Source organism: Sphingomonas sp. GW821-FHT10F09 (assembly GCF_058809195.1).
The window spans coordinates 1,222,818-1,238,430 of record NZ_JBXASI010000001.1; the positions used below are offsets into that span (position 1 = coordinate 1,222,818).

General features: G+C 67.2%; 14 protein-coding genes and 2 tRNA genes. 6 read left to right on the forward strand and 10 right to left on the reverse strand.

The features are described from left to right. Positions 1-13 precede the first annotated feature (13 nt). The 4 genes from glgB to AC1RTO_RS05760 all read right to left on the reverse strand — a co-directional run bounded on the left by glgB (position 14) and on the right by AC1RTO_RS05760 (position 6,736). Positions 14-2,179 carry a 1,4-alpha-glucan branching protein GlgB gene (gene glgB, locus AC1RTO_RS05745; RefSeq protein WP_493159902.1) on the reverse strand — a complete coding sequence of 722 codons (2,166 nt, stop codon included), beginning with the start codon at positions 2,177-2,179 and terminating at the stop codon, positions 14-16. Further along, entirely contained in the window at positions 2,176-4,611 is a 2,436-nt protein-coding gene (locus AC1RTO_RS05750) for a glycogen/starch/alpha-glucan phosphorylase (RefSeq protein ID WP_493159903.1), read from the reverse strand. The genes glgB and AC1RTO_RS05750 overlap by 4 nt, the downstream gene beginning before the upstream one ends. A 79-nt stretch (positions 4,612-4,690) precedes the next feature. Continuing rightward, positions 4,691-6,022, reverse strand: coding sequence for an Nramp family divalent metal transporter (locus tag AC1RTO_RS05755; RefSeq protein ID WP_493159904.1), 1,332 nt, complete (start codon positions 6,020-6,022; stop codon positions 4,691-4,693). Positions 6,023-6,100: 78 nt separating this feature from the next. After that, the gene (locus AC1RTO_RS05760; protein WP_493159905.1) at positions 6,101-6,736 is read right to left on the reverse strand and encodes a DNA-3-methyladenine glycosylase family protein; all 636 of its coding nucleotides are present in this window, start codon (positions 6,734-6,736) and stop codon (positions 6,101-6,103) included. Between the two features lie 57 nt (positions 6,737-6,793). On the opposite strand from AC1RTO_RS05760, the gene AC1RTO_RS05765 reads away from it, so the two are divergent. Further along, complete coding sequence (locus AC1RTO_RS05765; protein WP_293877447.1) at positions 6,794-7,111, forward strand: 2Fe-2S iron-sulfur cluster-binding protein; 318 nt, start codon at positions 6,794-6,796, stop codon at positions 7,109-7,111. Positions 7,112-7,156: 45 nt separating this feature from the next. Here AC1RTO_RS05765 and rlmB read toward each other — a convergent pair whose 3' ends face one another. Together rlmB and AC1RTO_RS05775 are read right to left on the reverse strand one after the other, a co-directional pair. Then, entirely contained in the window at positions 7,157-7,900 is a 744-nt protein-coding gene (gene rlmB, locus AC1RTO_RS05770) for a 23S rRNA (guanosine(2251)-2'-O)-methyltransferase RlmB (protein ID WP_293877448.1), read from the reverse strand. A 36-nt stretch (positions 7,901-7,936) separates the two neighbouring features. Beyond that, entirely contained in the window at positions 7,937-9,556 is a 1,620-nt protein-coding gene (locus tag AC1RTO_RS05775) for a M20/M25/M40 family metallo-hydrolase (RefSeq protein ID WP_493159906.1), read from the reverse strand. A 140-nt stretch (positions 9,557-9,696) separates the two neighbouring features. Here AC1RTO_RS05775 and AC1RTO_RS05780 point away from each other — a divergent pair. The 4 genes from AC1RTO_RS05780 to AC1RTO_RS05795 all read left to right on the forward strand — a co-directional run bounded on the left by AC1RTO_RS05780 (position 9,697) and on the right by AC1RTO_RS05795 (position 12,515). Further along, positions 9,697-9,782, forward strand: a tRNA-Tyr gene (locus AC1RTO_RS05780). A 174-nt stretch (positions 9,783-9,956) separates the two neighbouring features. Further along, positions 9,957-10,532 (forward strand): SRPBCC family protein, encoded by a 576-nt coding sequence (locus AC1RTO_RS05785; RefSeq protein ID WP_493159907.1) that lies wholly within the window; start codon positions 9,957-9,959, stop codon positions 10,530-10,532. Continuing rightward, positions 10,529-11,716 (forward strand): zinc-dependent alcohol dehydrogenase, encoded by a 1,188-nt coding sequence (locus AC1RTO_RS05790; protein WP_493159908.1) that lies wholly within the window; start codon positions 10,529-10,531, stop codon positions 11,714-11,716. Before AC1RTO_RS05785 ends, AC1RTO_RS05790 begins: the two co-directional genes overlap by 4 nt. 13 nt (positions 11,717-11,729) lie before the next feature. Further along, positions 11,730-12,515 (forward strand): SDR family NAD(P)-dependent oxidoreductase, encoded by a 786-nt coding sequence (locus tag AC1RTO_RS05795; RefSeq protein ID WP_493159909.1) that lies wholly within the window; start codon positions 11,730-11,732, stop codon positions 12,513-12,515. Between the two features lie 166 nt (positions 12,516-12,681). On the opposite strand, the gene AC1RTO_RS05800 is transcribed toward AC1RTO_RS05795, so the two are convergent. Beyond that, a tRNA-Gly gene (locus AC1RTO_RS05800) sits at positions 12,682-12,755 on the reverse strand. A gap of 112 nt (positions 12,756-12,867) precedes the next feature. Between AC1RTO_RS05800 and AC1RTO_RS05805 the strand changes: the two genes are divergently transcribed. Continuing rightward, positions 12,868-14,142, forward strand: a complete 1,275-nt coding sequence (locus AC1RTO_RS05805; RefSeq protein ID WP_493159910.1) for a methyltransferase family protein — start codon at positions 12,868-12,870, stop codon at positions 14,140-14,142. Here the strand turns inward: AC1RTO_RS05805 and AC1RTO_RS05810 are convergent. From AC1RTO_RS05810 to purN, 3 genes are read right to left on the reverse strand one after another with little or no spacing between them, the layout of a single operon-like run. Then, positions 14,139-14,720 (reverse strand): hypothetical protein, encoded by a 582-nt coding sequence (locus AC1RTO_RS05810; protein ID WP_493159911.1) that lies wholly within the window; start codon positions 14,718-14,720, stop codon positions 14,139-14,141. The genes AC1RTO_RS05805 and AC1RTO_RS05810 overlap by 4 nt on opposite strands. After that, positions 14,717-15,085: an MmcQ/YjbR family DNA-binding protein gene (locus AC1RTO_RS05815; protein WP_493159912.1), complete on the reverse strand. Its 369-nt coding sequence runs from the start codon at positions 15,083-15,085 to the stop codon at positions 14,717-14,719. Before AC1RTO_RS05815 ends, AC1RTO_RS05810 begins: the two co-directional genes overlap by 4 nt. Beyond that, the gene (purN, locus tag AC1RTO_RS05820; RefSeq protein ID WP_493160344.1) at positions 15,082-15,585 is read right to left on the reverse strand and encodes a phosphoribosylglycinamide formyltransferase; all 504 of its coding nucleotides are present in this window, start codon (positions 15,583-15,585) and stop codon (positions 15,082-15,084) included. The genes AC1RTO_RS05815 and purN overlap by 4 nt, the downstream gene beginning before the upstream one ends. Positions 15,586-15,613 lie beyond the last annotated feature (28 nt).

The window sequence follows — 15,613 nt, forward strand, 5'->3', positions numbered from 1 at the left end:
GTCACCGGCCGTTTCAGCCTTCGTATTCCAGCATCACCGTGGCGAGCGGCGGCAGCGTCACCCAGGCCGCGCCGTCCTTCGCCTCGACCCCGCCCAGATTGCCCAGTCCCGATCCCCAATAGTCATGGGCATCGGAGTTCATCACCTCGCGCCAGCGGCCGTCATGCGGCAGCGGGACGCGATAGGGCGCGCGGGCAACCGGTGTCAGGTTGGCGATCACGGCCACGGGCCTCTCGCCCGGTGCCTTGCGCAGCCAGGCGAAGACCGAATTGGTGGCATCGTCGCCGATCAGCCATTCGAACCCTTCCGGCTCGCAGTCGCGCGCGTGCAGCGCCGGCGTGTCGCGATAGACGCAATTGAGGTCGCGGACGAGCTTGCGGACGCCGTCGTGCGCCGCCGAATTGCGCAGATGCCAGTCGAGCGCGCGTTCCTCGCTCCACTCCTGCCGCTGCGCGAACTCCTGCCCCATGAACAACAGCTTCTTGCCGGGATAGCCCCACATGAAGGCGTAATAGGCGCGCAGGTTGGCGAATTGCTGCCAGTCGTCGCCGGCCATCTTGGTGAGCAGCGACCCCTTGCCATGGACCACCTCGTCATGGCTGAGCGGCAGGACGAAATTCTCGTCGAAGGCATAGACGAACCCGAAGGTGATTTCGCCGTGATGATGCCGGCGGTGGATCGGCTCGCGCGCGAAATACTGGAGCGTGTCGTGCATCCAGCCCATGTTCCATTTGAAGCCGAAGCCGAGGCTTTCCTTCGGTCCTTCCTCGAACGCCGGCGTCGACACGCCCGGCCAGCTGGTCGATTCCTCGGCGACGGTGAACACGCCGTCCTGCTTGCCGTAGACCGCGCGGTTCATGTCGCGGAGGAAGGTGACCGCCTCCCAATTCTCGCGCCCGCCCTGTTCGTTCGGGATCCATTCGCCGGGTTCGCGGCTGTAGTCGCGGTACAACATCGACGCGACGGCATCCACGCGCAGGCCGTCGACATGATAGCGTTCGGGCCAGAACAACGCGTTGTTGATGAGGAACGAGCGCACCTCGCGCCGTCCGAAATTGTAGATCGCGGTGTTCCAGTCGGGGTGGAAGCCGAGCCGCGGGTCCTCATGCTCGTACAGGGCCGTGCCGTCGAAGCGGGTCAGGCCATGCGCGTCGACCGGGAAATGCGCCGGCACCCAGTCGAGCAGCACGCCGATGCCGGCACGATGCGCGCCATCGACGAACCGGGCGAAGCCGTCGGGATCGCCGAACCGGGCGGACGGCGCATAGAGGCCGGTGGTCTGGTATCCCCATGACGGATCATAGGGATGCTCGCTGATCGGCATGAACTCGATATGCGTGAAGCCCATATCGACGACATAGGGGATCAGCCGGTCGGCGAGCGCGTCCCACGACAGATACCAGCCGTTCTCGTCCTTGTCCCAGCTGCCCGCATGCACCTCGTAGATGCTCATCGGCACGCGGCGCGGATCGACCTTCGACCAGATGTCGCGATGCGCAGCGTCGCCCCAGACATGCGCGGGCGGTGCGGTGGTGATCGACGCGGTCTTGGGGCGCAGTTCCGCGGCGAAGGCGTATGGGTCCGCCTTCAGCGGCTGCAACTGGCCATCGGGGCCATGGATCGCGAATTTGTAGCTGCGGCCGGCGCCGATGTCGGGAACGAAGATCTCCCATACGCCGACGTCGCTGCGCCGGCGCATGACGTGGCGGGCGTGGTTCCAGTCGTTGAAGTCGCCGACCACGGACACGCGCTGCGCGTTCGGTGCCCAGACCGCGAAGTGCACGCCGGATGCGCCCTGATGCTCGATCAGATGCGCGCCCATCTTGTCGTAGAGGCGGAAGTGCGACCCCTCCGCGATCAGATAATCGTCGGTCGGTCCCAACACCGGCCCGAAGCTGTACGGATCGGTCACCCACCATTCCGCGCCATAGCCCTGCGCGCGGTACTTCACCGGCTGCGGCGCCCCGGTGACGATCCCCTCGAACAGATCGTCGGTGCCGACACGGGTCAGCGGCCCGAGCGATGCACCATCCAGGTCATGGGCCTCCGCGGATTCCGCCCCCGGTATCCACGTACGCGCGAAGGTGCCGCCCGGTCCGGCGAACACGCCGAGCAGCGAGAACGGATCGTCGTGGCGCCCGTCGAGCAAGGCGGCGATGGCGCCACGCGGTGGTTTCACATGACACCCCAGATCTGTTTTGCATATTCGCCGATCGTCCGGTCGGACGAGAACCAGCCCATATTGGCGACGTTGAGCACCGCGGACCGGCCCCAGGCGGCGGTGTCGTTCCACTTGGCGTCGACGTCGCGCTGCGCGGCGGCATAAGCGTCGAAATCGGCCGCCAGCATGAACCAGTCATGATCGTACAGGCCGTCCATCAGCCCGGTGTACCGGCCGGGATCGTCGGGCGAGAACACGCCGGATCGAATCGCGTTGACCGCCTGCGCCAGCTCGCGCGACCCCTCGATCACGTCGCGGCCGCGATAGCCGCTGGCGCGCGTCTCGGCGACCTCGTCGGCGGTCAGGCCGAAGATGAAGATATTGTCGTCGCCGACATGATCCTTGATCTCGATATTCGCGCCGTCGAGCGTGCCGATCGTCAGCGCGCCGTTGAGCGCGAACTTCATGTTGCCGGTGCCCGACGCCTCCATGCCCGCGGTCGAGATCTGTTCGGACAGGTCGGCGGCGGGGATGATCCGTTCGGCCATGCTGACGTTGTAGTTCGGCACGAACGCGACCTTGAGCAGGTCGCCCACCGCCGGATCGGCGTTGATCCGCTTGGCGACGTCATTCGCCAGTTTGATGATGAGCTTGGCGTTATGATAGCTCGACGCGGCCTTGCCCGCGAACAGTTTCACCCGCGGCGTCCATTGCCGTTCGGGGTGGCTGCGGATCTGGTCGTACAGCGCCACCGTCTCGACGATGCCGAGCAGCTGGCGTTTGTATTCGTGGATGCGTTTGATCTGGACGTCGAAGATCGCATCGGGGTCGAGGGTCAACCCCATGCTTTCCTTGATATAGGTCGAGAGCGTCACTTTGTTCGAACGCTTCACCGCGGCGAAACGCTCCCGAAATGATGCGTCGTCGGCAAAAGGAATCAGCGCGGTCAATTTGGTCGCATCGTCGCGGAAATCCGGGCCGATCGCGTCAGTTAGCAGCCCGGTCAGCCCCGGGTTGCATTGCTGCAGCCAGCGCCGCGGGGTGATGCCGTTGGTCTTGTTGTTGATCCGGTCGGGATAGAGGCGGTGGAGATCGGCGAACACCGTCTTCTTCATCAATTCGGTGTGCAGCGCGGCGACGCCGTTGACGCTGTGGCTGCCCGCGAAGGCGAGGTTCGCCATCCGCACCCGCCGCTCGCCGCCCTCGTCGATCAGGCTGATCGCGGCGATCGCGCGATCGTCGATCCCCTCGACGCCGCGCGCCTCGCGCAGCAGCTTGGCGTTGATCGCATAGACGATCTGCATGTGCCGCGGCAGCAGCCGTTCGAACAGCGGCAGCGGCCAGCTTTCCAGCGCCTCGGGCAGCAGCGTGTGGTTGGTGTAGCCGAACACCTGCCGGGTGATGTCCCATGCCTCCGGCATCGTCAGCTCGTGATGGTCGACCAGCAGCCGCATCAGCTCCGCCACCGCGACCGCGGGATGGGTGTCGTTGAGCTGGATCGCCGCCTTGTCGGGCAGGGTCCGGATATCGTCGAAATACTGGATATGCCGGCGAACGATGTCCTGGATCGACGCCGACGAAAAGAAATACTCCTGCCGCAGCCGCAGCTCCTGTCCGGCGGGCGTGCTGTCGTTGGGATAGAGGACGCGGGTCAGCGTTTCGGCGCGCATCTGTCCGGCGAGCGCACCCTCGAAATCGCCGGCGTTGAACTGGTCGAGCTTGATCGGATCGAACGCGCGCGCATTCCACAGCCGCAGCGTGTTGACCCGTTTGCCGCGCCAGCCGACCATCGGCGTGTCGAACGCGACCGCCTCCACCGCCTCCGCCGGCGACCAGTGGACGCGGCCCTCCGCAACGCTGGTCACCTCGCCGCCGAAGCCGACGAAATAGGCACTTTCGCGGCGTTCGAATTCCCAGGGGTTGCCGTGCGCCAGCCAGTTTTCCGGCAGCTCGATCTGCCAGCCGTCGTCCAGTCTCTGGCGGAACATGCCGTTCACGTAGCGGATGCCATAGCCATAGGCCGGCAGGTCGAGGCTCGCGAGGCTCTCCATGAAACAGGCCGCAAGGCGACCGAGCCCGCCGTTGCCCAGCGCCGCGTCGGGTTCGATCTCCTCGATCTCGGCGAGGTCGACGCCCAGCGTCGCGAGCGCCGCCGCCACCTCGTCGTTGTGACGCAGGTTCGACAGCGCATCGCGCAGCAGCCGTCCGATCAGGAATTCGAGGCTGAGGTAATAGACCCGCTTGGCCCCGGCGGCATGCGCCGCCTTGGTCGATTCCATCCAGCGTTCGATGATCTCGTTGCGCAGCGTCAGGATCGTCGCCGCCAGCCAGTCGTGCGGCCGTGCGGCCTGCGCATCCTTGCCGATGCGGTGGACGAGCGTGTCGACGATGGTGGAGGCGAGTTCGTTGCTGGAAGCGGTCGGGGAGGCGGCGGCTGGGCTGTCTGTCACGGCATGTCCGGAGCAAGAGGAAGGCGCAATAGACGACGCCCGGCAGCGAAAGTCACCTGCCAAAACGTCCGCATCGGGATCACAGCATGCCGAACAGCAAGGTGCAGTTGAGCGCGATGATGACCGAAGCGATGCCCCAGGCGAGCAGCCGCAGCCACGCCGGGCTGACGAAGCGGCCCATCACCCGGGACTGGCCGGTGAACAGCACCAGCGGCACCACCGCGAACGGCAGCTGCAGGCTGAGCACGACCTGGCTCAGCACCAGCAATTGCGTCGCGCCGCTGTCGCCCGACGCGCCGACGACGATCACCGCCGGCACGATCGCCAGCAGCCGCGTCACCAGCCGCCGCAGCCACACCGGCAGGCGCAGGTTGAGGAACCCCTCCATCACGATCTGGCCCGCCAGCGTGCCGGTGACCGTGGAATTCTGGCCCGAGGCGAGCAGCGCCACGCCGAACACGACGCTCGCCGCCCCCACGCCCATCATCGGCGCGAGCAGGCGATAGGCTTCGTCGATCTCGGCGACCTCGGTGCGGCCGGCGGTGTGGAACACCGCGGCGGCGACGATCAGGATCGCAGCGTTGATGACGAAGGCAAGGCCGAGCGCGATCGTGCTGTCCAGCGTCGCCATCTTCGCCGCCTCCGCCTTGCCCTCGTCGGTATGGGCGAAGGCGCGGGTCTGGACGATGGAGGAGTGGAGGTAGAGGTTGTGCGGCATCACCGTCGCGCCGAGGATGCCGATCGCGAGGTAGAGTTTGGCGGGGTCGGTGACGATGCCGGGCGAGGGGATGAAGCCGGTCATCAGCGCGCCCATGTCGGGCTTTGCGTGGAACAGCTCATAGGCGAAACAGCCGGCGATGATGACCAGCAGCGCGAGGATGAACGCCTCGATCTTGCGGAAGCCGAAGCGTTGCAGCGCGAGGATCAGGAACACGTCGAGCGCGGTCAGCACCACGCCCCAGACCAGCGGCATGCCGAACAGCAGCTTCAGCGCGATCGCGGTGCCGAGCACCTCGGCAAGGTCGCAGGCGATGATCGCGATCTCCGCCAGCACCCACAGGGCGAGCGACACCGGCTTCGAATAATAAGCGCGGCACGCCTGCGCGAGGTCGAGGCCGGCGGCGACGCCGAGCCGCACCGACAGCGCCTGCAGCACGATCGCCATCAGGTTCGACAGCAGGATGACCGACAGCAGGGTATAGCCGAACGCCGATCCGCCGGCGATGTCGGTCGCCCAGTTGCCGGGGTCCATATAGCCGACCGCGACGAGGAAGCCCGGCCCCATGAACGCACCCAGCCGTCGCCAGCCGGTGGCGCCGACCGGTACGGCGACGCTGCGGTGGCTGCCGCCGAGCGAGGCGGGATGGGAATAAGCGGGAAGGGCGGCAGTCGTCGGCGTGGCTGTCGTCATGCGCCGATCTCTGGACGAAGCCGACGGGCGGGGCAAACCCAAAAGCGGCGAATGCCTAGCCTATGTCAGACCGTCCGGTCAGACCGGCGCGGCATCCGTATCCGGCCCGGCGCCGTAATGATGCCAGGTAAAGATCGCGAGCGCGCCGCGATGCGGCCGCCACGCCTCCGCCAGCGCGCGGGTGAGCTTTTCGGACGGCCGTTCGTCATGGCCGAGCAGGCGGCCGACCTCGATCTGCACGGCGAGGTCGCCGGCCGGCCAGATGTCGGCGCGCCCCTCGGCGAACAGCAGGTAGATTTCCGCGGACCAGCGGCCGATCCCCTTCACCCGGACGAGCTGCGCGATCGCCGCCTCGTCGTCGGCGGGCAGATCGTCGAGGTCGAGCCGGCCGCTGGTCACCTCCTCGGCAAGGCTGCGGGCGTAGCTCGCCTTCTGCCGCGACAGGCCGGCGGCGCGCAGCGTCTCGTCGCTGGCGGCAAGGATGGTGTGCGGATCGCCGGGATCGCCGACCAGCCCCTCGAGCTTGCGATAGACCGCGGCGGCCGACGCGACGCTGACCTGCTGGCCGAGGATCGTGCGCAGCAGCGTCGCATAGCCGCGTTCGCGGATGCGGGGCGGCGGATAGCCGACGCGCGACAGCCCTTCGGCGAAGGCGGGTTCGGCGGCGGCGAGTGCATCCATTGCGACGCGGATCTGTTCCGCGGTCAGGCCCATGCTTGATCCCCGGCGCGGGGCGCGGCATGGCCGGTTGCAACTTGATCGGAGACTGACATGCCCAAGCTTATCGTCGTGACGCGTGAGGGGGAAGAACGCGAGATCATGGGTGAGGCTGGCCTGTCGGTCATGGAGGTGATCCGCGACGCCGGTATCGACGAATTGCTGGCGCTGTGCGGCGGGTGCTGCAGCTGTGCCACCTGCCACGTCCATGTCGACCCGGAATTTGCGGACAAACTGCCGCCGATGGGGCCGGACGAGGACGACCTGCTCGATTCGAGCGACGAACGCAACGCGACGTCGCGCCTGTCGTGCCAGTTGCAGATGACGCCGGCGCTCGACGGCCTGAAGGTGACGATCGCCGGCGAGGACTGATCGTCGCTGCCGTCACCCCGGAACCGGTCCGGGGTGACGGCAGGATCAGCGCGCCGCGACCGCGTAGAGCGCGATCGCCGCGGCGTTCGAGACGTTGAGGCTTTCGACCTTCTCGCTGATCGGCAGCTTGGCGAGTTCGTCGCAATGCGCCTCGGTATTCTGGCGCATGCCTTCGCCTTCCGCGCCCAGCACGATGCAGATGCGCTGGGTACCCATCGCCTGCGCCAGCGTCTGGTCGGCATGGCCGGTCAGGCCGATGCGCCAGAAGCCTGCCTCGGCGATCTCCTCCAGCGCGCGCGCCAGATTGACGACGCGCACCCAGGGCACCGTCTCCAGCGCGCCCGAGGCCGCGCGGGCGACCGTGCCGCTTTCGGGCGGCGCATGGCGGTCCTGCGTGACGATGCCGAGCGCATCGAACGCCGCCGCCGAGCGCAGGATCGCGCCGACATTGTGCGGATCGGTGACCTGGTCGAGCACCACCAAGGGCCGCTGGTCGTCCTTGCCCGCGATCAGCAGGTCGGCGAGCCAGCTGTCCTCCAGCGGCTCGACTTCGGCGACGAGGCCCTGATGCGGCGCATCCGCCGGCACCAGCCGGCCGAGGTCGGGCGCCTCGGCATAGACCACGGGCAGGGTCGACGGAATGTCGAGCGACGCCAGCGCCTCGCGCGTGCCCCAGATCTTGCGCACGACGCGATCGGGGTTGGCGAGCGCCGCCGTCACCGGGTGGCGGCCCCAGAATTTGGGACGGTTGGCGGTGCCCGTCGACGGGCGATGGCCCTTGCGCGCCATCAATTGGCGCCCGGCAGGCAGGCGGTGAAAGCAGGATCAGTCATCATTGGTATCGCTATAGGCAAAGGGATCGGTGACCACCGGCTGCGTCGGCAGCGGCGGGCGGGGCAATGCCTTGTCGGCATTGGCGGCGGAAAGCAGGACGGAGGCGAGGACGATCGAGCCCTGGCGCAGATCCTCCGGCTTCAGATGATCGAACGTGTCGACCGAGCTGTGATGGACGCGGCTGCCGTAATCGAGCGGGTCCTGGATGAACTGGAAACCGGGGATGCCGATCTGTTGCAGGCTGACATGGTCGGTGCCGCCGGTCTGGCGCGCGACGACGTTGCCCGCCCCCATCGAGGCGAACGGCGCGAGCCATTCGCGGAAGATCGGCATGACGGCCGGATTGTTCTCGGCATAGAGTCCGCGCAGCTTGCCCGACCCGTTGTCGATGTTGAAATAGGCGGCAAGCTCGCCGTGGCCGGGCAGCGGCACGATCGGCCAGCGATAGGCGAAGCCGTAATCGACGCCGGCGGGCTGCGCTCCGGTGCCGCGGCGGGCGAGGTGCGCGCGCGTGTAGGCGGCCGAGCCGAGCAGCCCCTCTTCCTCCGCGCCCCACAGCACGAACCGGATCGTCCGCTTCGGCCGCACGCCGCTCGCCGACAGGATGCGCGCCGCCTCCATCACCTCGGCGGAGCCGGCGGCGTTGTCGGCGGCGCCGTCGCCCGCGACCCAGCTGTCCAGATGCGCGCCGGCCATGACGTACCCCGCCTTGGGATCGGTCCCGGGAATTTCGGCGATGACGTTATAGGCGTTCACGTCGCTGTCGTCGAAGCGGACGTCGCTGACGATCTCCAGCACCGGCGCCGGCCCCGTCTTGGCGAGCCGGGCGAGGCGGAGGTAATCCTCCTGCGCGATCTGCACCGCCGGCAGCGATGCGGTATCGCCGACGCCGAACAGATAGCCTTCGCCATGCACCAGCTTGCCGTCGCGATAGGACATCGTCGCCACCGCCACGGCGCCCTCTTCCTTCAGGAAGGCGTCGAGCTTCTTGGTATAGTCCAGCCGCTTCATCCGGCGATCGGCGGCGGCGGGATCGTAGCTGGGCTGCTGGAACTGGTCGAGCTTGCCGATATCCTCGCCCGTCAGGCGGCGGAAGGCGGGTTCGGTCGGGTCGCCGGCGGCGCGGGGCAGGGTGACCATGACGATCTTGCCGCGCAGCTGGCCGCGATATTTCGCGAAATCGCGTTCGCGGGCGATCGGCGCGACGATCACCGGCGCGGTGAGCGTGCCGGTGGTGGCGGGCGTCCAGGCGACGGGGATGGCGGTCAGCTGGATCGGCCGCGGGCTGATCATCCGCACGCTGGACCGTTCGATCGACCAGCCGCGGCCGAACGCGAAGCCTTCCTTGCGGACGTTCTTCAGCCCCCAGGCACGCAGCTGGCCTTCCGTCCACGCCTCCGCGGTGCGGGCGCCGGGCGAATTGGCGAGGCGCGGGCCGATCACGTCGGTCAGATGCTGCACGGTCTGCACGACCTGGCTGTGGTTCGTCCCCTGATCGATGATCGTGGCGATGGCGGCGCGATCCTGCGCGGCGTCGGGGGTGGCGCGATCCCGCGCCGGGGCAGGCGTCGCGACGACGAGGGCGGCAGTGGCAAGCAGCAGGTGGCGCATCGATGTCCCCGGTGGTGTGTCGTCCGGGTGCTAGGCGGCGTCCGGCTTTCGCGCAAGCATCCGCGATTTGGCGGAAAGCGGCGTTGACAGCCGCGTTTCGCTTCGCCAATAGGCCGCCTCGCTTCGGCGAACTCGCATCCGGACAGGTGGCCGAGTGGTTAAAGGCAGCAGACTGTAAATCTGCCCGTGCAAGCGTACGCTGGTTCGAATCCAGCCCTGTCCACCACCTTCCCGCGCCACCGGGAAGGGTGCGGCCCGATCGGTCACCGACCATTCCCCAGTTATCGGCCATTCTGCCGTCGGATCGTAGAAACTAGGCTTATCTAGTTGAATCTGCACGCGTAACGACTGGAACGGGCTGCTCTGCGCCGGGTTAGAGGTCTTCCCAAGGGAGATCCGCATGACCCAAGCCCATGACGATGCGCCTGCCGCGACGTCGAAACGACGCGGCGTCGCCGACACCGTGACCGAATCGCTGACCGGGGGGCAGGGCTCTTCCGTTGTCGCGCGATCGGTGACGATTAACCGCCCCGCGAGCGAATTGTACGACTATTTCCGCGATTTCGCGAACCTGCCGCATTTCATGGAAAATGTGATCGCGATCGAGGTGCGTGACCCGACGCATTCGCACTGGACCGTCAAGGCGCCGGCGGGTGCGAAGGTCCAGTGGGACGCGCGCGTGACGGAAGAGCAGCAGGACCGGCTGATCGCCTGGACTTCCGAACCCGGGGCCGACGTTGCCAATTCCGGCCGCGTCGAGTTTCGCGAGGCCGGCGACCGAGGCACCGTGGTGACGGTGACGATTGCCTACGATCCGCCGGGCGGCGTCATCGGCAAGGTGATCGCCAAGATGTTCCAGCGCGAACCCGCGATCCAGGCGCGCCGCGACCTGCGCCGCTTCAAGCAGCTGATGGAAACCGGCGAGATCGCCACGCCAGCGATGAACCCCGCACAATTTGAGGAGATGGGGCTATGAAAGCATTGGCCTGGCACGGAAAGCACGACGTCCGCATCGATACGGTGGACGATCCCGAGATCGTCAACCCGCGCGACTGCATCATCAAGGTCACTTCGACCGCGATCTGCGGATCCGATCTGCACCTCTACGATGGTTACATCCCGACGATGCAGGCGGGCGACATCCTCGGCCACGAATTCATGGGCGAGGTGGTCGAGGTCGGCGCGAAGTCGACGCTGAAGAAGGGGCAGCGTGTCGTGGTGCCGTTCACCATCGCCTGCGGCAGCTGCTACCATTGCGGCAAGCACCAATATTCGGCCTGCCCCAACGGCCTGCCCGCCGACAATCAGGATATCGCGCAGGAGCTGTACGGCCATGAGATGTCGGGCCTGTTCGGCTACAGCCACATGACCGGCGGCTATGCGGGCGGTCAGGCGGAATATGTCCGCGTGCCGTTCAGCGACGTCGGTCCGATCGTCATTCCCGACGGCGTCGAGGACGACAAGGTGCTGTTCCTGTCCGATATCCTGCCGACCGGTTGGCAGGCGGCAGAATATGCGCAGATCGAGCCGGGCGACACCGTCGCGGTCTGGGGCTGCGGCCCGGTCGGGCTCTTCGCGGTACAGTCCGCGTTCCTGATGGGCGCAGAGCGCGTCATCGCCATCGATCATTTTCCGCATCGGCTCGAGCTGGCCAAACGGTTCGGCGCAGAGACGATCAACTTCGAGGAAAGCGCGACCTACGAGGCGCTGATGGAGATGACCGGCGGCATCGGCCCCGACGCGGTGATCGATGCGGTCGGGCTGGAGGCGCACGGCATGTTCGTCGACAACATCATCGATCAGATCAAGGCGTCGACCTTCCTCGGCACCGATCGCCCGCATTCGATCCGACAGGCGATCATCGCCTGCCGCAAGGGCGGACGCGTGTCGATGCCCGCGGTCTATGGCGGGTTCGTCGACAAGTTCCCGCTCGGCGCGTTCATGGAAAAGGGGCTGACGCTCAAGACCGGCCAGACCCACGTCCAGCATTATATGCCCGGCCTGCTCAACGCGATCATGGAGGGGAAGATCGACACCGAATTCCTCATCTCGCACCGCATGCCGCTGACCGATGCGCCCAAGGGCTACGACCTGTTCAAGAACCACCAGAACGAAACGACGAAGATCGTGCTGAAGCCCGGCATGACCGCCACCGCCTGAAGGATATCGAACCATGGCTGACAAACTTGCGATCATCACCGGTGCCTCGACCGGCATCGGCTTCGAACTGGCGACGCTGGCGGCGAAGGACGGCTACGACCTCATCGTCGTCGCCGACGAGGCGCTCATCAATGCGGCGGCGAACGACTTCGAACAATTCGGCACGACGGTGACCGCGATCGAGGCGGACCTGTCGACGATCGAGGGCGTCGACCGGGTGCTCGAGGCGGCGAACGGGCGACAGATCGATCTGCTCTGTGCCAATGCCGGCCACGGCCTCGGCCATGCCTTCCTCGACCAGGACGTGCGCGACTGGCGATCGGTGGTCGACACCAACATCACCGGCACCGCCTATCTGCTCCAGAAGGTGCTCGGGCCGATGGTCGCCCGCAACACCGGCCGGGTGCTGGTGACCGGGTCGATCGCCGGTTACATCCCCGGCAGCTTCCAGGCGGTCTACAACGGCACCAAGGCGTTCGTGGACAGCTTCGTCGCGGCGATCCAGAACGAGATCAAGGACGCCGATGGCGTCACGCTCACCAACCTCATGCCGGGGCCGGTCGACACCGAATTCTTCGCACGCGGTGACATGCTCGATACCGACGTCGGTTCGGATCCGAACAAGAGCGATCCGGCCGATGTTGCGAAGGACGGCTGGGACGCGCTGATGGCAGGCAAGGCTTCGGTCGTGTCGGGCTGGAAGAACAAGATCCAGTCGGCGGTCGCCAACATCACGCCGAACGCGATCCTCGCGGAACAGCATCGCAAGATGGCGGAACCGGGAACGGCGAAGGAATAGGGCCGATCGCCAATTAGATGATGACGTGCCGAAAACGGTGGTTTTGCGTGACCCGGAGCACAGCGCACTTTCGGTAGGTGAGCACCGGAAGCACGCGAAATCACCGTTTGCAGGCCGTCACGGCTGAATGTCGATTGGCCCCAAGCGCGATCCACCGGGCGGCGGGTGGAGCGGGTAACGGGAATCGAACCCGTGTATTCAGCTTGGAAGGCTGCTGCACTACCATTGTGCTATACCCGCGCACGCCGTGCGTCAGCGCCATTACCGTCCCCGGCGGGCAGGTGCAAGCACCTGTTCCGCCGGGGCGCATGGTTCACGACTTGCTTACCGTTCGTCGGCTAGACGGGCGCGCATGTATCATGATCCTGCGCTGGCGGCCCGATCCGCTGCCGATCCACGGCCCCGCTCCGCGGTCAGCCACGGCGTCGGCCTTGCCGGGCTGGCGGGGCTGGCCGCCTGGATCGGAATCGCCTGCGCGGTCGGCATGGACGGTCCCTATGCGGCGCTCGTCGGACTGATTGCATGCGGCGTGCCGATGGTCGGCTGGTCGCTGCTCGTCGACAAGGTCCATCGCAGCCCGACGACGGGGATCGACTGGAGCCTGACGCGCCCGCTGGCCGAGACGCGCGACGTCAGCCTGACCAAGCTCGCCGGCCTCTACGTCACCTGGGGCGGCATCGCGATCGTCTATGGCGTCGGGCGCTTCTATTGGGAGGGCAATTTCGCCTTCGCCATGTGGTGTTTCAGCTGGACGATCCCGGTCGTCGCGGTGGTCGCCGTCCCCTATGTGCTGTGGCTTGACCGCCATCTGGTCGAGCCGCGCGACGGGGCATGGCATCTGGGCGCATGGCTGACCGGGCAGCAGGGCGTCGACCGCACGGCGATCCACGGTCACTTGCGCAGCTGGGCGGTGAAGGCGTTCTTCCTCGCCTTCATGCTGGCGGTGGTGCCGGGCAATTTCGGCGGCTTCGTCCGCAGCGACCTGTCGGCGCTGCGCGATCCCGTCGCCTGCGCGCACTGGCTGATCGCGCTGATGTTCGTCATCGACGTCGCCTTCGCGACCGTCGGCTATATCCTCACGTTACGCCCGCTCGATGCGCATATCCGCAGCGCCAATCCGTTCGCCGCGGCATGGACGGCGGCGCTGATGTGCTATCCGCCATTCATCCTCATGGAGGCGGGCGGTCCGCTCGATTACCATCCGGGGACGCAGGAATGGACCGACTGGTTTGCCGGCCATCCGCTGCTGATGGCCGTCTGGGGTGCGATACTGGTCGGGCTGACCGCGATCTATGCCTGGGCGACGGTGGCGTTCGGGTTGCGCTTCTCGAACCTCACGCATCGCGGCATCCTGACGCACGGCCCCTATGCTTGGTCGCGCCACCCGGCCTATCTGTCGAAGAACCTGTTCTGGTGGCTGTCGACGCTGCCGATCCTCACCACCGGCAGCCTGATCGACGCCGTCCGCGCGACCGCGCTGATGGGCGTCGTCAGCGGCATCTATTACTGGCGCGCCCGCACCGAGGAACGCCATCTGGGGCTCGACCCCGTCTATCGCGACTACAGCGACTGGATCGACCGGCGCGGCGCGGTGCCGCGCTTCCTGCGCTGGATGGTCGCCCGCTAGAGCGCCTTCGCCCACAAGGCGTCGACGCGCGCCTGGCTGCCGCCGCTTTCGCGCAATCGCAGGTCGAGCAACTCGACCTTCCGCCCGCGCAGCATCTGCCCCTCGGTCTTCCAGACCAGATCGTAGATCGCCTGCCGCGTCGTCGGCTGGTCGTCGGTGAAATAGGTGTAGCGGATCAGCACCGGCAGCCGGCCGGTCCGCTCGTCCGCGCCGCCGTCGGTCGCCTTGCGCAACGCGTCGTCGAACCAGCCCGCCTCGATCGTCTGCGTCACCGAATCCTGCGGCGCCACGCCGAGCGCGGTCGGGAAGGTCACGCGGATGTCGCCCAGCGGATGCGCTTCCTCGCGCGCCAGCACGATCGATCTCTTGTCGCTGGCCACCGTGCCGCGCAGCGTGAAGCGCGTCTTGTCGCGGCTTGCGCTCGCCTGTTCGATGGCCTTGTCGGCGGCGGCGTCGCGGCGTTCCTGCCAGTTGCCGTACAGCGTCAGTGCGGCGATCACGACGCCGGCGACCGCCACCACCTCCGCCAGCGTGATCCAGCGGCGGCGCGTCTGTGCCTGATCCTTCGTCTCGCTCATCGGCCGCCCGCCTCGAGCAGCCGGCGCGGCGCGGCCAGTTCCCAGCTGCGCGCGATCCGGTCCTCGATCAGCGCCCAGTCGGGATCGCCGTCCAGCGTCACCCCGACCCAGCCCGACGGCCCCAGATAGGCGGGCCGGCTATAGGTGTCGGGCGCCGCGTCGATCAGCATCGCCTGCTCGTCCGTCCCGCTGGTCCGCACGCAGACGACGTTGAGGCCATCGCCATGATGGTTCTCCCGGACCTGCGCGAACGACTTGTCCGCGACGAAGAAGGTCGGCTGGCCGTGGCTCGGCCGCTCCTCCACCTCGGGCAGCAGCAACGCGATCTCGCGCACGCGGGTCAGTGCAGAAGAGGCAGGGGTCATCGGCTGGCGAACTCCTTCAGCACCTGCGGGTAGAGCCGGTGCTCGGCCGCCAGAACGCGTGCGGCCAGGGTTTCGGGTCCATCGTCCCGCAGCACCGGCACCTCGGCCTGTCCCAGCAGCGCGCCGCCGTCGAGTTCCTCGGTGACGACATGGACCGAACAGCCCGCCACCACATCGCCCGCCGCGATCGCGCGGGCATGGGTGTCGAGCCCCTTGTATTTGGGGAGCAGCGAGGGGTGGATGTTGACGATCCGCCCCCGCCAGCGCGCGACGAAATCGTCCGACAGCAGCCGCATGTAACCGGCGAGCGCGATCAGGTCGCATCCCGCCGCACGCAAAGCGGCGTCGATCTGCGCCTCATAGGCGGCCTTGCCGATCCCTTTGGGCGACAGGGCGAAGGTGGCGATGCCGCGCGCCTCCGCCCATGCCAGCCCGGCCGCGTCGGGCTTGTCCGAGGCGACGAGCCCGACCGGGATGCCGGCCTCGACCAGCGCCATCATGTTCGATCCGCGCCCGGAGATGAGGATG

Excerpts from the sequence above, each read along its gene's own strand:
- AC1RTO_RS05755 (WP_493159904.1), bottom strand. The coding sequence starts at position 6,022 with ATGACGACAGCCACGCCGACGACTGCCGCCCTTCCCGCTTATTCCCAT.
- AC1RTO_RS05760 (WP_493159905.1), bottom strand. The coding sequence starts at position 6,736 with ATGGGCCTGACCGCGGAACAGATCCGCGTCGCAATGGATGCACTCGCC.
- AC1RTO_RS05765 (WP_293877447.1), top strand. The coding sequence starts at position 6,794 with ATGCCCAAGCTTATCGTCGTGACGCGTGAGGGGGAAGAACGCGAGATC.
- rlmB (WP_293877448.1), bottom strand. The coding sequence starts at position 7,900 with ATGGCGCGCAAGGGCCATCGCCCGTCGACGGGCACCGCCAACCGTCCC.
- AC1RTO_RS05775 (WP_493159906.1), bottom strand. The coding sequence starts at position 9,556 with ATGCGCCACCTGCTGCTTGCCACTGCCGCCCTCGTCGTCGCGACGCCT.
- AC1RTO_RS05785 (WP_493159907.1), top strand. The coding sequence starts at position 9,957 with ATGACCCAAGCCCATGACGATGCGCCTGCCGCGACGTCGAAACGACGC.
- AC1RTO_RS05790 (WP_493159908.1), top strand. The coding sequence starts at position 10,529 with ATGAAAGCATTGGCCTGGCACGGAAAGCACGACGTCCGCATCGATACG.
- AC1RTO_RS05795 (WP_493159909.1), top strand. The coding sequence starts at position 11,730 with ATGGCTGACAAACTTGCGATCATCACCGGTGCCTCGACCGGCATCGGC.
- AC1RTO_RS05805 (WP_493159910.1), top strand. The coding sequence starts at position 12,868 with ATGTATCATGATCCTGCGCTGGCGGCCCGATCCGCTGCCGATCCACGG.
- AC1RTO_RS05810 (WP_493159911.1), bottom strand. The coding sequence starts at position 14,720 with ATGAGCGAGACGAAGGATCAGGCACAGACGCGCCGCCGCTGGATCACG.
- AC1RTO_RS05815 (WP_493159912.1), bottom strand. The coding sequence starts at position 15,085 with ATGACCCCTGCCTCTTCTGCACTGACCCGCGTGCGCGAGATCGCGTTG.
- purN (WP_493160344.1), bottom strand. The coding sequence starts at position 15,585 with ATGATGGCGCTGGTCGAGGCCGGCATCCCGGTCGGGCTCGTCGCCTCG.